We start from the raw sequence: 16,411 nt of genomic DNA, 5'->3' as shown, positions 1-16,411 counted from the left end.
GGCTGGAGCCGATCCCCCCCGCGGCTCCCGGCCACCCCGGCCGGGTCCGTCATCCCGTGCAGGGGCGACGTGCTCGCCCACGACGGCCCTGCTGACACGACCCGGCCGGGGTTCCACACGGGTGTTCGCGCCCGACGAGCGAGCGGTTCGCCACGGGCGCCGGAATCTGCGGCCCGTCGGGCTTAGGCTCGTGACCATGCGAGCCTGGTCATCGGTCGACATCCCGCGGGTCCCCGGAAGCCCGCCCCCGCTGCGCCTGCACGACACCGCGAGCGACAGCATCCGGCCGACCTCGCCGGGCCCCACCGCCCGGATGTACGTCTGCGGCATCACGCCCTACGACGCGACCCACCTCGGCCACGCGGCGACCTACCTGGCGTTCGACCTGATCAACCGCCTCTGGCTCGACGCCGGCCACGACGTGCACTACGTCCAGAACGTCACCGACATCGACGATCCCCTGCTCGAGCGGGCCGAGCGCGACAGCGACGACTGGGTGGTCCTCGGGATGCGCGAGACCGCGCTGTTCCGCGAGGACATGACCGCGCTGCGGATCCTCCCGCCGCGGGAGTTCATCGGCGCCGTCGAGGCGGTCGACGAGATCAGCGAGCTGGTCGGCAAGCTCCTGGCCAGCGGCGCGGGCTACCGCGCCGACGACGCCGAGTTCCCCGACGTCTACCACGACCACACCGCGACGCAGGACTTCGGCTACGTCTCGCGCTACTCCGAGGCGCGCATGCTCGAGGTCTTCCCCCAGCGCGGCGGCGACCCGGAGCGGAAGGGCAAGCGCCACCCGCTCGACGCGCTGCTGTGGCGCATGGCCCGCGAGGGGGAGCCGTCCTGGCCCTCGGACCTCGGCGAGGGGCGCCCCGGCTGGCACGTCGAGTGCGCCGCGATCGCGCTGAACCGCCTGGGCGACCAGTACGACCTGCAGGGCGGCGGGTCCGACCTCGCGTTCCCGCACCACGAGTTCGGCTCGGCGCACGCCGAGGCGCTCACCGGCGCGCACCCGCTGGCCCGGCACTACTGCCACGCCGGGATGATCGGCCTCGACGGCGAGAAGATGTCGAAGTCGAAGGGCAACCTCGTCTTCGTCTCCCGCCTGCGCGCCGACCGCGTCGACCCGATGGCCGTGCGCCTCGCCCTGCTCGGCGGGCACTGGCGCACCGACCGGTCCTGGACCGCCGACCTCCTCACCGGCGGCCAGGCGCGCCTGCACCGCTGGCGCGAGGCGGCCGCGGCCCCGACCGGCCCGGACCCCGAGGACACGATCGCCCGCGTGCGCGCCCACCTCGCCGACGACCTCGACACCCCGGGCGCGCTGGCCGCCCTGGACGCCTGGGCCGACGAGGTGCTCGGCCGCCGCGGCGGCGAGGGCTGGACCCCCGACGGTCCGACCCGCATCGCCGACGCCGTCGACGCGCTGCTCGGTGTGCCGCTGCGCTGAGGCGCACCGGGGTATGCGGGAGGCATGGCCCGCAACGTCCTCGGCGGCGAGCTCGCCGACTGCAGTCACGACCCCGTCACCGGCTTCTACCGCGACGGCTGCTGCCAGACCGGCCCGGAGGACGCGGGCGTGCACACCGTGTGCGCCCGCGTCACCGAGGAGTTCCTCAGCTTCAGCGCCTCCCGGGGCAACGACCTCACCCGCCCGGCGCCGCACTTCCCGGGCCTGACGCCCGGCGACCGCTGGTGCCTGTGCGCGGACCGGTGGAAGGAGGCGCTCGACGCCGGCGTCGCCCCGCCGGTCGTCCTCGAGGCCACCCACGCCCGCACGCTGGAGTGGGTCGACCTCGCGGACCTGGAGAAGCACCGCGCCCTGGAGTGAGCGATGCGCGCCGCGCACGTGAGTGTCTTGTGTCGTCCGGGCGACCCGGAACGCTCACATGCGGTAGGCATCGCGTCGTGCCCTCGGACCCGCCGACGACGACGCAGGTGCAGGCGCACCGGTTCGCCGTGCGCCGGCTGGAGTCCGCGCTGGTGGGCCGCGACCCGACACCCCGCCACGACCCCGGCCGCCGCCAGAACCGGGCGCTGCTCGTCGGCGCGGTCCTCGGGGTGCTGGCGCTCGTCGGGTTCTTCGTCGTCGGGCTGGTCCGGGGCGACGAGGGGTGGCGCGACGAGGCGGTGGTGCGCGGCGAGCCCTCCGGCGCGCTGTACGCCGTCGCCCACGGCCCCGACCGTCTGGTGCCCGCGCTGAACCTGACCTCCGCGCGCCTGCTCGCCGCGTCGGCCGGGAACACCGACGTCCTCGGCCCCCCGGTGCCGGTGCGCGACGACCTGCTCGCCGAGGCACCCCGCACCGCGCCCGCGGGCATCCCCGGCGCGCCGGCGGTGCTGCCGGACCCGGCGGCCCCCGTGCCGGACGCCTGGGCCGTGTGCGACCAGGTGACCCTCGACCCCTCGGTGCCCGACCCCGCCGCGGACCCTGCGCTCTCGACGGTGGCGCTCGGGGGCCTCCCGTCGCCGGGGCGCCCGCTCGCCCCCGAGGAGGCCCTGCTCCTGCGCGGTGCCGACGGCGCGTTCTGGCTGGTCACCGAGGGCCGCCGGGCCCTGATCACGCCGGGGGCCGGCGCCGTCGTCCGGGGCCTCGAGCTCACCGGCGCCCGGGCGCGGGCCGCCAGCCCCGCCCTCCTGGGCACGCTGCCCCAGGGCCCGCCGCTGCAGCAGGTCACCGTGCCGGGCACCGGCACCACGCCCACCGAGCCGCGGACCGCCGCGCTCGGCGTCCAGGTCGGCACGGTGGTCAGCCCGGACGGCACCCGCTTCTTCCTCGTCGCCGCCGACGGGGTGCAGGAGGTGCCCGCGGTCGTCGCCCAGCTCGCCCGGTTCGCCAACACCGACCCCGCCGCCGACCCCGGCATCGCCGCCGTGCCCGCCGGGCGCCTCGCCGACGCCCCGCGCGTGGCGGTCGTCGACGTGCGCGCCTACCCCGCGACGTTCCCGCGCCCGGTCACCTACGAGGCCGCCACCACCGTCTGCGCGCGCCCCGACGCGACGGGCACCGCCGCGCTGTTCGCCGCGCCCGCCCTGCCCGGCCCGGCCGCGCCGACCCCGCTCGTCGGCCCGCCCCTCGACGGCGCCTGGGTCGCGGGCGGCGGGGCGTACGTCGTTGCCCAGGGGACCGGTCCGGCGGTGCTCGTCGACCCCGGCGGGCGCGTGTACCCCGTGCCCGACCCGGCCGCGGCGGCGGCGCTCGGCCTCGGCACCCCGCGCCCGGCACCGCGCGCCGTGCTGGACCTCCTCCCGCGCGGCCCCACGCTCGATCCCCTCGCGGCGCAGACGGCTCGCTGAGGGCCCGCGTACGGCAGGGTGCCGGGCATGAGAGGTGCGCTCGCCGCGCCGTGGGCGCTGTGGACGGTCGTGCTCGTCGTCGCCTTCGGCACCAACGTGCCGACGCCCCTGCTCCTGGTCTACCGGGAGACCCTCGGGCTCGCGCCGACCACGCTGACCGCGGCGTTCGGCGTCTACGCGGCCGGGCTGATCCCCGCGCTGCTGCTCTCGGGCCCGGCGTCGGACCGCCTGGGACGACGGCCGGTGGTCGTGCCCTTCGTGGTGCTCGCCGGGCTGGTCTCGATCCTCTTCCTCGCGGCGAGCTCGTCGGTGCTCGTGCTGTTCGCCGGGCGGTTCCTGCAGGGCGCGGTGTCCGGGGTGGTGTTCAGCGTCGGCACCGCCTGGCTGGGCGAGCTGATCGGCGAGCCCGGCCGGTCCGCGCGGCTGACGACGATCGCGCTCGCGATGGGCTGGGCCGGCGGCCCGCTGGTCGCCGGGCTGATGGGGCAGTGGGTGGTGCTCCCGACCGTGCTGCCCTACCTCGTGCACGTCGCGCTCATGGTCGTCGCGGTGGCGCTGCTGCCGCTGGTCCCCGAGACGCTCCTGCCGGATCGCCGGCGCGTGGGCGGACCGGTCGTCAACCTCGGCGTCCCGGCCGGCACCCGGCGCGCGTTCGTGCTCGTCGTCGTGCCGATCGCGATCGGGGTGTTCGCGTTCCCGTCCACCGCCGCCACCGTCCTGCCGCTGCTGCTCACCCCGCAGATGCCGGGCATCGCGGTGGCGATCGCCGGGATCGTCGCGGGCGTCACCCTGTCCACCGGCGCACTGGTCCCACCGCTGGCGCGGCGCCTCGGCGCGGAGCGGGCGGGCCCGGTGGGCCTGGCGCTCGGGGCGGCCGGCCTCGGGCTGGCGCTCCTGGCGCTCGCGACCGGCGCGTGGCCCGTGCTGCTCCCGGTGTCGCTGCTGCTCGGCGCGGGGTACGGGCTGTGCCTCACGTCCGGGCTGACGATCGTCGCCGGCCTCGCGCTCCCCAGCGAGCGCGGCGCCCTCACCGGCACCTTCTACGCGTGCGCCTACCTGGGCTTCGGCGTGCCCTACCTGCTCTCGGCGCTCGCGGGGGACGGCAGCCTCACGGGTCCGCTCGCCGGGCTCGCGATCGTCTCGGCGCTCGCGGGCGCCGCCCTCGCCCTCCCGGGTGCGCGCCGCCTCGTCGCGCCCTGAGCGGTGGGGGCAGCGAGGGTCACCCTCGCTGCCTCCCACGCAGCGGAGGAGTCCCTCGCTCCCCGGGGACCGCGCGCCCCGCTCACCGCCGCGGCGCCAGCACCCCCGCGGCGAGCAGCACGACGCCGGCGAGACCGAACCCGGCGACGGGGGAGAGGTGGTAGGGCGCGAGGAACAGCGCGGGCGAGGCCGAGGCGCCGAGGAAGCGCCCGGCCTGCACGACCGACACCCCGCCGGCCGTGGTGCCGCGCAGGACCAGGGTGTTGACGCCCACCAGCACGAGCTGCGCGGTCGCCCCGGCGAGCGCCCACGCCACGGCGACGGCGAGCGCGGAGGGCAGCACCCCGACCGCCCCGACGAGCAGCGCGCCCGCGACCGCGCCGACGCGGATCGTCACGCCCGGCCCGAAGCGGTCCACGCCGGATCCGATGAGGCGCGCGGTGAGCAGCCCGCAGACACCGAAACCGGTGAGCAGGGCACCGCGCAGCGCGGCGCCGAGGGTGAAGGCGTCCTCGACGCGCAGGGCGACGAGGAACGACAGCCCGCCGAGCGCGCCCCACGCGAGCCCGGCGACCAGCCCGAGCCGCAGCACGGCGGGCCGCCAGGCGTCGCGCAGGCGCGGCGGGCCTGCCGGGTCGCGCGGGGGGTCGGCGGGGATCCCGGCGACCGCGAGCAGCGCCGCCACCGCCGCCACACCGATGAACGCGAGACGCCAGTCGACCGCGGCGGCCAGCCCGCCGACCAGCGGCGCAAACGTCATCCCGGCCGCCTGCAGCGAGCCCATGACCCCCAGCGAGCGACCCAGGCGCTCCCGCGGCGTGGCCGCGGCCAGCGAGGCCAGCAGCAGGGGCGTCGTGAACGCGTTGGCCGCGCCCTGCAGCGCCCGCGCGGCGAGGAAGAGCCACCCGGTGCCCGCGACCGCGCCGAGCAGCGAGAACACCACGTAGGCCACGTAGGCCACGCGCACCGTGCGGCGGGCGCCCCAGCGCTGGCCGAGCGTCCCGGACACGAGCATGAGCAGCGCGAACGGCAGCAGGTACGCGGTCAGCGACGCGGACGCCGCGGACGGCGAGAGCCCGAGGTCGGCGCCGAGCTCGGGCAGCATCGACGCCGTGATGCCGCCGCCGAACGGCCCGAGGAAGCCGCCCGCGTAGAGCGCCGCGATCCGGAGCCGGTCGACCCCCGAGGTCGTGGAGGGTGCCGGCGAGCTCACCGCTCCCAGGGACCCTTGCCGGGCCCGGGCGGGCCGCCGGCGGTGCCGCCGGGGCCGGGCGGGCCGCCGCCCGGACCGCGACGGCGCAGGTAGCGCTCGAAGTCCGCGGCGATCTCCTCGCCCGAGGCCTCCTCGAGGTCGGTCTCGGCGTCGCCTGCCTCCTCGAGGGCCTTGACGTACTCGCGCACCTCGTCGTCCTCGTCGGCCATCTCCGAGACCGTGCGCTCCCACTTCTCGGCCTGCTCGGGCAGGCCGCCGAGCGGCACCTCGACGTCGAGGACCTCCTCGACGCGCTGCAGCAGGGCGATCGTGGCCTTGGGGGCGGGCGGCTGGGACACGTAGTGCGGCACCGCGGCCCAGAACGAGATGGCGGGGATCCCGGCCTGCACGCAGGAGTCCTGCAGCACACCCACGATCCCGGTGGGGCCCTGGTAGCGCGAGCGCTGCAGGCGGTAGCGGGCCGCCGACGCCTTGTCGAACGAGGTGCCGGTGACGGGCACGGGGCGGGTGTGCGGCGTATCGGCGAGCAGCGCGCCGAGCGTGATCACCGTGCCGACGCCCAGCTCGCGGGCGTACTCGATGATCTCGGCGCAGAACGCGCGCCACTTCATGTTCGGCTCGATCCCGCGCACGAGCACGAGGTCCTGCGCGGACCCGGGCGGGCGGCAGCGGGTGAGGCGGGTGGTGGGCCAGTCGATGGCCCGGCTCACGCCGTCGACCAGGCGCATCGTGGGGCGCGAGACCTGGAAGTCGTAGTACTCGTCGGGGTCGATCGCCGAGAGCTCGGTGGCGTCCCAGTGCAGCGCGAGGTGCTCGACCGCCGTACTGGCCGCGTCCCCGGCGTCGTTCCATCCCTCGAACGCCGCCAGCATCACCGGCGCGCTGGGGTCCACGGGCTGCGCGGCGGGTTCCTCGGTGTCGTCCGGAGTGATCTCCGGGGTCGGGACGGGCTCGTCGGGGCGGTCGTCGGGCACGGACACGCGAACAGCCTACGACTCGTGACGAGGCTCGCAGTGCGCCTGGCACTGCTCCTCGATCACGTTACGATCGTGTGATGACTACTTCGAGTGAGTCTGCATTCCTGTCCGCGCTGCATTCCCGGGTCCTCATCGGCGATGGTGCCATGGGAACCGCACTCCAGGACCAGGACCTCTCGCTCGACGATTTCCAGCAGCTCGAGGGCTGCAACGAGATCCTGAACGTCTCGCGCCCCGACGCCGTGCTGGCCGTGCACCAGGGCCACCTCGAGGCCGGCAGCGACATCATCGAGACGAACACGTTCGGCACCAACTGGCCGAACCTCAACGAGTACGACATCCCGGACCGGATCCGCGAGCTCGCCCTCGAGGGCACCAAGATCGCCCGCCAGGCCGCCGACGAGTACTCCACGCCCGATCGCCCGCGCTTCGTCTTCGGCTCCAACGGCCCCGGCACCAAGCTGCCGACCCTCGGCCACGCGCCCTACGCGCAGCTGCGCGACGCGTACGTCGAGTCGGTGCTCGGCCAGCTCGAGGGCGGCGCCGACGCGATCCTCGTCGAGACCTGCCAGGACCTGCTCCAGTCCAAGGCCGCCATCCTCGGCGCCTACCGGGCGATGGACCAGTACGGCAAGCGCGTCCCGGTCATCTGCCACGTCACCGTCGAGCTCACCGGCACGATGCTGGTCGGCTCCGAGATCACCGCGGCGCTCACCGCGCTCGAGCCGCTGGGCATCGACGGCATCGGCCTCAACTGCGCCACCGGCCCCGCCGAGATGAGCGAGCACCTGCGCGCCCTCTCGCGCCAGTCGCGCATCCCGGTCAGCGTCATGCCCAACGCCGGCCTGCCCGAGCTCGGCCCGAACGGCCCCGAGTACCCCCTGGGGCCCGACGAGCTGGCCGACTACTGCGCCTCGTTCATCACCGACTACGGCCTGCAGCTCGTCGGCGGCTGCTGCGGCACCACGAACGACCACGTGCGCGCGCTGGCCGAGAAGTGCCGCGACCTCACGCCGCTCGCCCGCGACCCGCAGCCCGAGCCGGGCATCTCGTCGATGTACCACTCCGTGCCGTTCCGGCAGGAGACCGGCCTGCTGATGATCGGCGAGCGCTCCAACGCCAACGGCTCCAAGGCCTTCCGCGAGGCGATGGTCGAGGAGGACTACGAGAAGTGCGTCGACATCGCCAAGGCGCAGACCCGCGAGGGCGCGCACTGGATGGACCTGTGCATCGACTACGTCGGGCGTGACGGCGTCGCCGACATGGACCGCCTGTCCCACGACGTCTCGACGGCCTCGACGCTGCCGGTGGTGCTCGACTCCACCGAGCCCGAGGTGCTCGAGGCCGGCCTGGAGCAGCTCGGCGGGCGCTCGGCGATCAACTCGGTGAACTACGAGGACGGCGACGGGCCGGACTCGCGGTTCCAGAAGATCATGCGGCTGGTGCGCGAGCACGGCGCCGCGGTGGTCGCGCTCTGCATCGACGAGGAGGGCCAGGCCCGCACCGCGGAGTGGAAGACGCGCGTCGCCTTCCGCCTCATCGAGGACCTCACCGAGAACTGGGGCATGCGGGTCGAGGACATCATCATCGACTGCCTGACCTTCCCGATCTCCACCGGCCAGGAGGAGGTCCGCAAGGACGGCATCGAGACGATCAACGCGATCAAGCAGCTCAAGGAGAAGTACCCGCAGGTCCAGACCACGCTGGGCCTGTCCAACATCTCCTTCGGCCTCAACCCGGCCGCCCGCCAGGTGCTCAACTCCGTCTTCCTCAACGAGTGCGTCGACGCCGGTCTCGACACCGCGATCCTCAACGCCTCCAAGATCCTGCCGTTCTCGCAGATCGACGAGGAGCAGCGCGAGGCCGCGCTCGACCTCGTCTACGACCGCCGCGAGAAGCACGACCCGCTGCAGCACTTCATGAACCTCTTCGAGGGCGTGTCGGCGCAGTCGGCGAAGGACGAGCGCGCCGAGAAGCTCGCCGCGATGCCGCTCTTCGAGCGCCTCGCGCAGCGGATCATCGACGGCGACCGCAACGGGCTCGAGGAGGACCTCGACGCCGGCATGCAGGAGAAGGACCCGCTCGAGATCATCAACACCGACCTGCTCGGTGGCATGAAGGTCGTCGGCGACCTCTTCGGCGCCGGCAAGATGCAGCTGCCGTTCGTGCTCGCCTCGGCCGAGGTCATGAAGGCCGCCGTGGCCCACCTCGAGCCGCACATGGAGGCGACCGACAACTCCGGCAAGGGCAAGATCCTGCTGGCGACGGTCAAGGGCGACGTCCACGACATCGGCAAGAACCTCGTCGACATCATCCTGTCCAACAACGGCTACGACGTGGTGAACATCGGCATCAAGCAGCCGATCAACGCCATCCTCGAGGCCGCGGACGAGAACAAGGTCGACGCGATCGGGATGTCCGGGCTGCTGGTGAAGTCCACCGTGGTCATGAAGGACAACCTGCAGGAGATGAACGACCGCGGGATCGCCGAGAAGTACCCGGTGCTGCTCGGCGGCGCCGCGCTGACCCGCTCCTACGTCGAGAACGACCTCGGCGAGCTCTACCAGGGCGACGTCCGGTACGCGAAGGACGCGTTCGAGGGCCTCAAGCTCATGGACTCGGTGATGACCGGGGAGGGGCCCTCGGACGAGGAGAAGGAGAAGATGGCCGAGCGCAAGGAGCGCCGCGAGCGCTCCGAGCGCATCAAGGCCAAGCGCGAGGCCGAGGCCGGCGAGGAGAACCCCGCGTTCGACCCGACCGCGATCTCCGACGTCGCGCGGCGCATCGAGGTCCCGACGCCGCCGTTCTGGGGCACCCGCGTGGTCCGCGGCCTGCGGCTGCAGGACTTCGCCGCCCTGCTCGACGAGCGCGCCACCTTCTTCGGGCAGTGGGGCCTGCGCGGCCAGAAGGGCGACGAGGGCCCGTCGTACGACGAGCTCGTCGAGACCGAGGGCCGCCCGCGCCTGCGCTACTGGCTCGACCGGCTGCAGTCCGAGGGCATCACCAGCCACGCCGCCCTCGTCACCGGGTACTTCCCGGTGATCTCCGAGGGCCAGGAGGTGGTGGTGCTCGACGAGGCCAAGCCGGACGCGGGCGAGCTGCACCGCTTCGCCTTCCCGCGCCAGAAGCGCGACCGGCGCCTGTGCCTCGCGGACTTCTTCCGCACCCGCGACGAGGCCCGCGAGCTCGGCGGCGTCGACGTCATGCCGATGAACCTGGTGACGATGGGCCAGCCCATCGCGGACTTCGCCAACAAGCTGTTCGCGGAGAACTCCTACCGCGACTACCTCGAGGTCCACGGCCTCGGCGTGCAGCTCACCGAGGCGCTGGCCGAGTACTGGCACCGCCGCGTCCGCGAGGAGCTGACGTTCGCCGACGGCTCCACGATGGCCGACCAGGACCCGGCGGACGTCCACGAGTACTTCAAGCTCGGCTACCGCGGCGCCCGCTTCTCGCTGGGCTACGGCGCCTGCCCGGACGTCGAGGACCGCGCGAAGATCGTGGACCTGCTCGACCCGAGCCGCATCGGCGTCGAGCTCTCCGACGAGGACCAGCTGCACCCCGAGCAGTCCACGGACGCGCTCGTCGTGCACCACCCGGAGGCGAAGTACTTCAATGCTTGATCTCCTTCCGGGGCGATGACCGAGCTGCAGGCCGTCCTGTGGGACATGGACGGCACGCTCGTCGACTCCGAGCGGCTCTGGGACGTGTCCCTGGCCGACCTCGCCGCCCACCTCGGCGGCACGCTGTCCGCGGCGACCCGCGAGGACCTCGTGGGCTCGTCGCTGCGGCGCTCGGTGTCGACGGTGCGCGCCGAGGTCGGCCTCGACCCGGGCGACGCCGCCGGCGTCGAGGCCGACGGCCGGTGGCTGATCGAGCGCACCAAGGTCCTGTTCGCCCACGACCTCCCGTGGCGTCCCGGCGCCCCGGAGGCGCTGGCGGCGGTCCGGGCGTCGGGGCTGCCGACCGCGCTGGTCACGAGCACCTACCGGGAGCTGACGGACGTCGCGCTCGACAGCATCGGGCGCGGGTTCTTCGACGTCACGGTGTGCGGCGACGAGGTGTCGGCGACCAAGCCGGACCCCGCCCCCTACCGGCGCGCCGCCGAGCTGCTCGGCGTCGACGTCACGGCCTGCGTGGCGGTGGAGGACTCGCCGACGGGCACGCGCTCGGCGGTCGCAGCGGGCGCCACCGTCCTCGTCGTGCCCGCGGAGGTCGCCGTGCCGCCGGGGGAGCGCCGCGTGCTGCGCGAGAGTCTCGTCGGGGTGACCGTGGACGACCTGCGCGAGGTGCTGCGCAGTGGCGCCCCCGTCCGGGGCGACCACCGGACGCGGGCCGACGTGCACTGAGCGCGTGGCGGCAGCGGGGGAGCGGAGGACGGGCGATGAGCGAACGGGGGATGCCGGACCCGCTCGTGGGCGTGTCCGCCCGCCCGACCGTCCGTTCGGCGCGTCCCACGGCCCGGAGGGCGCAGCACGACCACCGCAGGCGGGAGGACCGGGGACAGTGAGGACATCCCGTGGTGTGCGACCGGATTCCGCTCCGTGCGACGATGGCTCGACGTGAAGACGTTCGACGAGCTCTTCGACGAGCTGACCGTCAAGGCCCGGGACCGACCCGAGGGGTCGGGGACCGTGGCAGCTCTGGATGCCGGGGTCCACGCCCAGGGCAAGAAGGTGCTCGAGGAGGCCGGCGAGGTGTGGATCGCGGCCGAGTACGAGACCGACGACAAGCTGGCTGAAGAGATCTCCCAGCTGCTCTACCGCGTCCAGGTCATCATGCTCGGTCGCGGGCTCACCCTCACCGAGGTCTACAAGCACCTGTAGTTCGACACCCGCAGGTGTCGGGAGGAGAAGGACCCATGCTCCGCGTCGCCGTTCCCAACAAGGGATCCCTGGCCGAGGAGGCGTCGACGATGCTGCGCGACGCCGGCTACCGGCAACGGACGGACAGCCGCGACCTGAGCCTGCACGACGAGGCCAACTCGGTCACGTTCTTCTACCTGCGCCCGAAGGACATCGCGACCTACGTGTCCGAGGGCCAGCTGCACCTCGGGATCACCGGCCACGACCTCACCGAGGAGTCCAGCGCCTCGGTGAACCAGCTGCTCCAGCTCGGGTTCGGGCAGTCCAAGTTCCGCTACGCCGCGCCCCTGCGCAACGAGTGGAGCATCCAGGACCTGGCCGGCAAGCGGATCGCGACGTCGTATCCCCGGCTCGTGCGGGCGAACCTCGCGCAGCAGCGGATCGCGGCGAAGGACGTCATCCGCCTCGACGGCGCGGTGGAGATCTCGATCGAGCTCGGTGTCGCCGACGCCATCGCCGACGTCGTGAGCTCCGGGCGCACGCTGGCCCAGCACGGCCTGGTGACCCTCGGGGACCCGATCACGGAGTCGCAGGCGGTGATCATCGACCGCAACGCGAAGTTCGACCAGGTGCCCGACGCCCCGGACACCGAGCGCGAGAAGTCCCGGTTCGTCGAGCGGCTGCGCGGCGTCGTCTACGCCCGCCGCTACGTGATGCTCGACTACGACTGCCCGATCGACCTGCTCGAGCGGGCCGTCGAGCTGACGCCGGGCATCGAGTCGCCCACCGTCGCGCCGCTGTCGAACGACAAGTTCGTCGCCGTCCGCTCGATGGTCGAGCGCAAGCGGGTCAACGACATCATGGACGAGCTCGCCGAGCTGGGCGCCACGGGCATCGTCACCTCGTCGCTGCAGTCCTGCCGCGCGATCGGCTCCGCCAACGGGCACTGACCGTCATCGCGGCCGCACGGTGAGGGCCTGCGCGGCCCGCCCGACCGGGCCGTGCTCGTCGTGCACGACGGCGAACGCCGTGCCGAGGCCCTCGGGGCCGATGACACTGTCCGCGTCGAGCCCGACCCACGCGCCGCGCGGGGCGCGGTGCACGTGCAGGGTCAGGTCGGTGTTGACGAACAGCCAGTCGTTGAGGTCCAGCCGGGCGGCGGCGCCGTTGGTGGAGTCGGCGACGGCCGCGAGGCACTGCCACGGCGTCGGCTCCTCGCCCTCGACCACCGGCACGCGCAGTCGCCCCCACGCCCGCCCGGGCCCGGACTCGCCGAGGTGCCCCCGCAGCCACCGCCAGTCGACGGCGTCGAGGTAGCCCGGCAGCCAGCCCTGCGGGGTCGGGATCACGCGGCCCTCGTCCGGACCCGGCATCGCGGGTCCGGGGTCGGTGGCCGCCGCGCTCGTGTCGGTGACCGCCAGGCGCCACCCGGTGGCCCGCGCGACCGCCCGGCCCGCCGCGGCGATCTCCGCGACGACGAGCTCGATCGTGCGGCCGGGCCGCTCGACCCGCGCGTGCACGGTCAGCTCGCCCATCGGCACCTTGCCCAGCACCTCGACGGTGACGCGCGAGAGCAGCATCCCCTCCCGCGGCGCGCACCGCTCCAGCGCGCGGACCAGCAGCGCGCTCGGCGGGCCCATGTGCTGGCCGTCGGGGAACCAGGGGCCGGCGGTCGAGCCGGTCGCGAGGACGCGCTCGGCCTCGTCGCCCGCCGCGGACAGCAGGCGGAAGAACGGCTCGGTGACGGTCGTGGTCATGCCTCTCCTGGAGCGGGGCGGGGTACGCCGAACGGCCGAGATCGCGGCGGTTAGGGTCGGGTCCTCACCGGGGGGACGGAGTCCGATGACGGGATCGAGGATCCGCGTCCTGCTGGCGGTGCTGATCGCGGCGGTGGCCGTCGCGGGCGTGGTGGTCGCGACGCGGGCCCCGACCGCCACAGGGCCGCAACCCTATCGGGGGCCGTCCCGCGATCTCCGCGCTCATCCCTTCGCCTGGGACTCGGTCTGGAACCTGCCGTTGGCGGGGTCCGCGCAGTACACGCCGTTCAGCACGCAGGCGCGGGACGTCTACCTCGACATCGAGAACATCACCGTCGACCCGAACGCCCCGGTCCGCGACCTCGACTCCGACAACGGCGCGCCCCGGGTGCACGTCGACCCGCGGCTGTCGGCGGACGGGTCGTACAACAACTGCTCGACGTTCCTCGCCGACACCCCGGACGACGAGACCGTCGTCGCCGGCCAGCCCCTCAAGCTCGACCCCGGGGGCACGCCGTCGTGGAACTACACCTACCCCGCGGTCTCGCTGCGCGGCGACGGGCTGCTCGGGTGCCACGGCGGCTCGAACCTCTCGGGGATCGGCGGCACGATCCGCGTCGGCGAGATCTCCGGGCCGGATCCGCTCCGGCACGCCCTCAAGATCAACCTCAACTGCCAGCTGAGCTGCAGCACGGCCCGCGACGGCTTCCGCTGGCCGGCGATGAAGGCCGACGCCGCGTTCCGGGACCAGTACCGGGGCGCGAACCCGGACGTCAACATGGGCACGCTGCTCGCGATCGCGCCCGACACGGACCTGAGCTGGATCACCGAGAAGGACACCCGCAAGATCGCCGAGGCCCTCCGCGACTACGGCGCCTACGTCGTCGACGAGACCGGCGGCTCGGACACCAACGCCATCAACGTCCAGGCGGGCGCGGAGCCCGAGCTCCCGAACATCGACTCGCCGCAGATGGTGCGGCTGGTGACCTCGCTGGCGGTGGTCACGAACAACGGGCCGGACACGCCCGGCGGCGGGGCGCTGGGCTCGCCACGGCGGGCGGCCTGCGCGCTGCCGTTCCCCGACGGCACGGGCGGCGCGCCGCCGGGGTGCTGAGGGGCGGGGTGACCGGTGGTCGCTCGCCGTCTCGATCTCGCGAGGATGCCGCCAGGGCTGTGCACGGCGGGGCGGTCATCCGGGCTCGCCGGTCCGCGGGCGGGGGAGCGGCGGCGCCACGGCCTCGCCCGGCCACCCGGGGTACGGCGGCGGCGTGCCGTCCCACGCCGGGCAGAGCGGCTTGAAGCTGCAGAAGGCGCACCCGGGCCCGGGGTTCGGGCGGAAGTCGCCGGTGGGCGCCGCGCGGCGGATCGCGGCCCAGACGGCGCTGAGCACGCCGGCGAAGCGGTCGAGCTCGTCGGCGCGGGGTCGCAGCGTCAGCGACGTGGTGTCGGCGAGGTGCAGCAGCCGCAGCGTCGGGACCACGCCGCGGCTGCGGGCGAGCAGGAGCGCGTAGAAGCGGACGCCGAACATCATCGGCCCCTCGGCGCGCAGCGACGGCGAGCGTCCGCTCTTGTAGTCGACGACCGTGAGCCCGCCGGGGTCGGTGTCGAGCCGGTCGAGGTGGCCGCGCAGGGGCGTGCCGTCGTCCAGCTCCGCCTCGACGCGCAGCTCGCGGGCCTCCGACACCACGGCCCGCGGGTCCTCCAGCGCGAAGTAGCGGGCGAGCAGCTCGTCGACCCCGGGCTCCTCGCCGAGCAGCGCGCGCTCCTCGGGGGCGAGCTCGCCGAGGACGTCCTGGGCAAGGGTCCGCGCCGCGTCGGGCCGGCGTGACGCGGGGTCGAGGGCGTGCAGGCGCTCGAGCACGGCGTGCACCACCGTGCCGCGCAGCGCGCCGGGCGACGGCGTCTCGGGCAGGCGGTCGACGGCACGGAAGCGGTAGAGCAGCGCACAGCGCCGGAAGTCGACGGCACGGGACGGCGACAGCGCGGGTGCGCGCGGCGCCTCGACCTCCACCTCCGTGCTCATGTCCGCGAGGCTAGATCAGGGCACCGACAGGCCACGTGTCCTCGCGACGGCCCGTGATCGCTCCAGGTGCTCCGTCGACCCGATGTCATGAGGTCGCGGGAGCACCCGGAGCGATCAAGGGGTCGGCGGGCCCGCGACCGGCACCCCGCGCAGGATCCGCCGGCCCAGCGAGGTGCCGAACGTGCCGGTCACCGCCGCAACGGGTCCGCCGCACCTGCCCCTCGCCGACACCGCGACTCCGGTGCCTAGGGTGGTCCGTCGTGCACAGCGAGGAACTGGACGAAGAGCGCGGGCCCGTGCGCAGCGGTCCGTTCCGCCCGGGCGACCGGGTGCAGCTCACCGACCCCAAGGGCCGGCACTTCAGCCTCGTGCTCGAGCGCGGGCAGAGCTACCACACGCACCGCGGGGCGATCGACCACGACAAGCTCATCGGCGCCCCCGAGGGCAGCGTCGTGCACTCCGCCGCCAACACCCCGTACCTCGCGCTGCGCCCCCTGCTGCCCGACTACGTGCTCGCCATGCCGCGCGGGGCGCAGGTGATCTACCCGAAGGACGCCGCGCAGATCCTCATGTGGGCCGACGTGTTCCCCGGCGCGCGGGTGCTGGAGGCCGGCGCCGGCTCGGGCGCGCTGACCTGCTCCCTGCTGCGCGCGGTCGGGCCGGAGGGCCACGTCCGCTCCTACGAGATCCGCGCCGACCACGCCGAGCACGCGGTGCAGAACGTCGAGCGCTTCTACGGCGAGCGGCCGGGGAACTGGGACCTGCGCGTGGGCGACCTCGCCGACCACAACCCCGGCGAGACCGCGGACCGCATCGTGCTCGACATGCTCGCGCCGTGGGAGGTGCTGCCCGTCGTGCGCGACACGCTGGTCCCGGGCGGCGTGCTCGTGGGCTACGTGGCGACGACGACGCAGCTCTCGACGCTGACCGAGGCGCTGCGCGAGCAGGCGTGCTGGACCGAGCCGCAGGCCTGGGAGACGATGGTCCGGCCCTGGCACGCGGTCGGGCTCGCGGTGCGCCCCGAGCACCGCATGATCGCCCACACCGCGTTCCTGCTGACCGCCCGGCGACTGGCCGACGGCGTCACGCCGCCGCGGGTGCAGCGGCGGCCCAGCCGGGGCTGACCCAGCGTGAGCACCGGT

General features: G+C 74.3%; 14 protein-coding genes. 10 read left to right on the top strand and 4 right to left on the bottom strand.

All coding sequences use genetic code 11. The annotated features are described in order from the left end of the window. The first annotated feature begins 196 nt into the window (after positions 1 to 196). From mshC to WCD58_RS00125, 4 genes are all read left to right on the top strand, one after another. The gene (gene mshC / locus WCD58_RS00140; RefSeq protein ID WP_337698604.1) at positions 197 to 1,447 is read left to right on the top strand and encodes a cysteine--1-D-myo-inosityl 2-amino-2-deoxy-alpha-D-glucopyranoside ligase; all 1,251 of its coding nucleotides are present in this window, start codon (positions 197 to 199) and stop codon (positions 1,445 to 1,447) included. A 24-nt stretch (positions 1,448 to 1,471) separates the two neighbouring features. Further along, positions 1,472 to 1,828, top strand: coding sequence for a DUF2237 family protein (locus tag WCD58_RS00135; protein ID WP_337698603.1), 357 nt, complete (start codon positions 1,472 to 1,474; stop codon positions 1,826 to 1,828). 77 nt (positions 1,829 to 1,905) lie between these two features. Further along, positions 1,906 to 3,294: a type VII secretion protein EccB gene (eccB, locus tag WCD58_RS00130; protein ID WP_337698602.1), complete on the top strand. Its 1,389-nt coding sequence runs from the start codon at positions 1,906 to 1,908 to the stop codon at positions 3,292 to 3,294. Positions 3,295 to 3,321: 27 nt separating this feature from the next. Continuing rightward, entirely contained in the window at positions 3,322 to 4,494 is a 1,173-nt protein-coding gene (locus WCD58_RS00125) for an MFS transporter (RefSeq protein ID WP_337698601.1), read from the top strand. Between the two features lie 82 nt (positions 4,495 to 4,576). On the opposite strand, the gene WCD58_RS00120 is transcribed toward WCD58_RS00125, so the two are convergent. Beyond that, positions 4,577 to 5,707: an MFS transporter gene (locus WCD58_RS00120; protein ID WP_337698600.1), complete on the bottom strand. Its 1,131-nt coding sequence runs from the start codon at positions 5,705 to 5,707 to the stop codon at positions 4,577 to 4,579. Continuing rightward, entirely contained in the window at positions 5,704 to 6,579 is an 876-nt protein-coding gene (locus tag WCD58_RS00115; protein ID WP_337700737.1) for a PAC2 family protein, read from the bottom strand. The genes WCD58_RS00120 and WCD58_RS00115 overlap by 4 nt, the downstream gene beginning before the upstream one ends. 182 nt (positions 6,580 to 6,761) lie before the next feature. Here WCD58_RS00115 and metH point away from each other — a divergent pair, with 182 nt between their 5' ends. From metH to hisG, 4 genes are all read left to right on the top strand, one after another. After that, the gene (metH, locus tag WCD58_RS00110) at positions 6,762 to 10,307 is read left to right on the top strand and encodes a methionine synthase (RefSeq protein WP_337698599.1); all 3,546 of its coding nucleotides are present in this window, start codon (positions 6,762 to 6,764) and stop codon (positions 10,305 to 10,307) included. A gap of 15 nt (positions 10,308 to 10,322) precedes the next feature. Then, complete coding sequence (locus WCD58_RS00105) at positions 10,323 to 11,033, top strand: HAD family hydrolase (protein WP_337698598.1); 711 nt, start codon at positions 10,323 to 10,325, stop codon at positions 11,031 to 11,033. A gap of 213 nt (positions 11,034 to 11,246) precedes the next feature. Continuing rightward, positions 11,247 to 11,510 (top strand): phosphoribosyl-ATP diphosphatase, encoded by a 264-nt coding sequence (locus tag WCD58_RS00100; protein ID WP_133828708.1) that lies wholly within the window; start codon positions 11,247 to 11,249, stop codon positions 11,508 to 11,510. Between the two features lie 35 nt (positions 11,511 to 11,545). Further along, complete coding sequence (gene hisG, locus WCD58_RS00095; protein ID WP_337698597.1) at positions 11,546 to 12,439, top strand: ATP phosphoribosyltransferase; 894 nt, start codon at positions 11,546 to 11,548, stop codon at positions 12,437 to 12,439. Positions 12,440 to 12,442: 3 nt separating this feature from the next. Here hisG and WCD58_RS00090 read toward each other — a convergent pair whose 3' ends face one another. Then, entirely contained in the window at positions 12,443 to 13,246 is an 804-nt protein-coding gene (locus WCD58_RS00090; RefSeq protein WP_337698596.1) for a thioesterase family protein, read from the bottom strand. An 85-nt stretch (positions 13,247 to 13,331) separates the two neighbouring features. Between WCD58_RS00090 and WCD58_RS00085 the strand changes: the two genes are divergently transcribed. After that, the gene (locus WCD58_RS00085; protein ID WP_337698595.1) at positions 13,332 to 14,360 is read left to right on the top strand and encodes a hypothetical protein; all 1,029 of its coding nucleotides are present in this window, start codon (positions 13,332 to 13,334) and stop codon (positions 14,358 to 14,360) included. A gap of 75 nt (positions 14,361 to 14,435) precedes the next feature. Here the strand turns inward: WCD58_RS00085 and WCD58_RS00080 are convergent, their stop codons facing one another. Then, positions 14,436 to 15,269 (bottom strand): RecB family exonuclease, encoded by an 834-nt coding sequence (locus WCD58_RS00080; protein ID WP_337698594.1) that lies wholly within the window; start codon positions 15,267 to 15,269, stop codon positions 14,436 to 14,438. A gap of 296 nt (positions 15,270 to 15,565) precedes the next feature. On the opposite strand from WCD58_RS00080, the gene WCD58_RS00075 reads away from it, so the two are divergent. Next, the gene (locus WCD58_RS00075; RefSeq protein WP_337700735.1) at positions 15,566 to 16,393 is read left to right on the top strand and encodes a tRNA (adenine-N1)-methyltransferase; all 828 of its coding nucleotides are present in this window, start codon (positions 15,566 to 15,568) and stop codon (positions 16,391 to 16,393) included. Positions 16,394 to 16,411: the final 18 nt, after the last annotated feature.

The organism is Actinomycetospora flava (genome assembly GCF_037400335.1).
Classification (GTDB): domain Bacteria; phylum Actinomycetota; class Actinomycetes; order Mycobacteriales; family Pseudonocardiaceae; genus Actinomycetospora; species Actinomycetospora flava.
This window is presented reverse-complemented; position numbering and strand designations above follow the sequence as displayed.

What these genes read in the sequence shown, in the direction of transcription:
- mshC (WP_337698604.1), top strand. Translation starts at nt 197, where the DNA reads ATGCGAGCCTGGTCATCGGTCGACATCCCGCGGGTCCCCGGAAGCCCG.
- WCD58_RS00135 (WP_337698603.1), top strand. Translation starts at nt 1,472, where the DNA reads ATGGCCCGCAACGTCCTCGGCGGCGAGCTCGCCGACTGCAGTCACGAC.
- WCD58_RS00125 (WP_337698601.1), top strand. Translation starts at nt 3,322, where the DNA reads ATGAGAGGTGCGCTCGCCGCGCCGTGGGCGCTGTGGACGGTCGTGCTC.
- WCD58_RS00115 (WP_337700737.1), bottom strand. Translation starts at nt 6,579, where the DNA reads ATGCTGGCGGCGTTCGAGGGATGGAACGACGCCGGGGACGCGGCCAGT.
- metH (WP_337698599.1), top strand. Translation starts at nt 6,762, where the DNA reads ATGACTACTTCGAGTGAGTCTGCATTCCTGTCCGCGCTGCATTCCCGG.
- WCD58_RS00105 (WP_337698598.1), top strand. Translation starts at nt 10,323, where the DNA reads ATGACCGAGCTGCAGGCCGTCCTGTGGGACATGGACGGCACGCTCGTC.
- hisG (WP_337698597.1), top strand. Translation starts at nt 11,546, where the DNA reads ATGCTCCGCGTCGCCGTTCCCAACAAGGGATCCCTGGCCGAGGAGGCG.
- WCD58_RS00090 (WP_337698596.1), bottom strand. Translation starts at nt 13,246, where the DNA reads ATGACCACGACCGTCACCGAGCCGTTCTTCCGCCTGCTGTCCGCGGCG.
- WCD58_RS00085 (WP_337698595.1), top strand. Translation starts at nt 13,332, where the DNA reads ATGACGGGATCGAGGATCCGCGTCCTGCTGGCGGTGCTGATCGCGGCG.
- WCD58_RS00080 (WP_337698594.1), bottom strand. Translation starts at nt 15,269, where the DNA reads ATGAGCACGGAGGTGGAGGTCGAGGCGCCGCGCGCACCCGCGCTGTCG.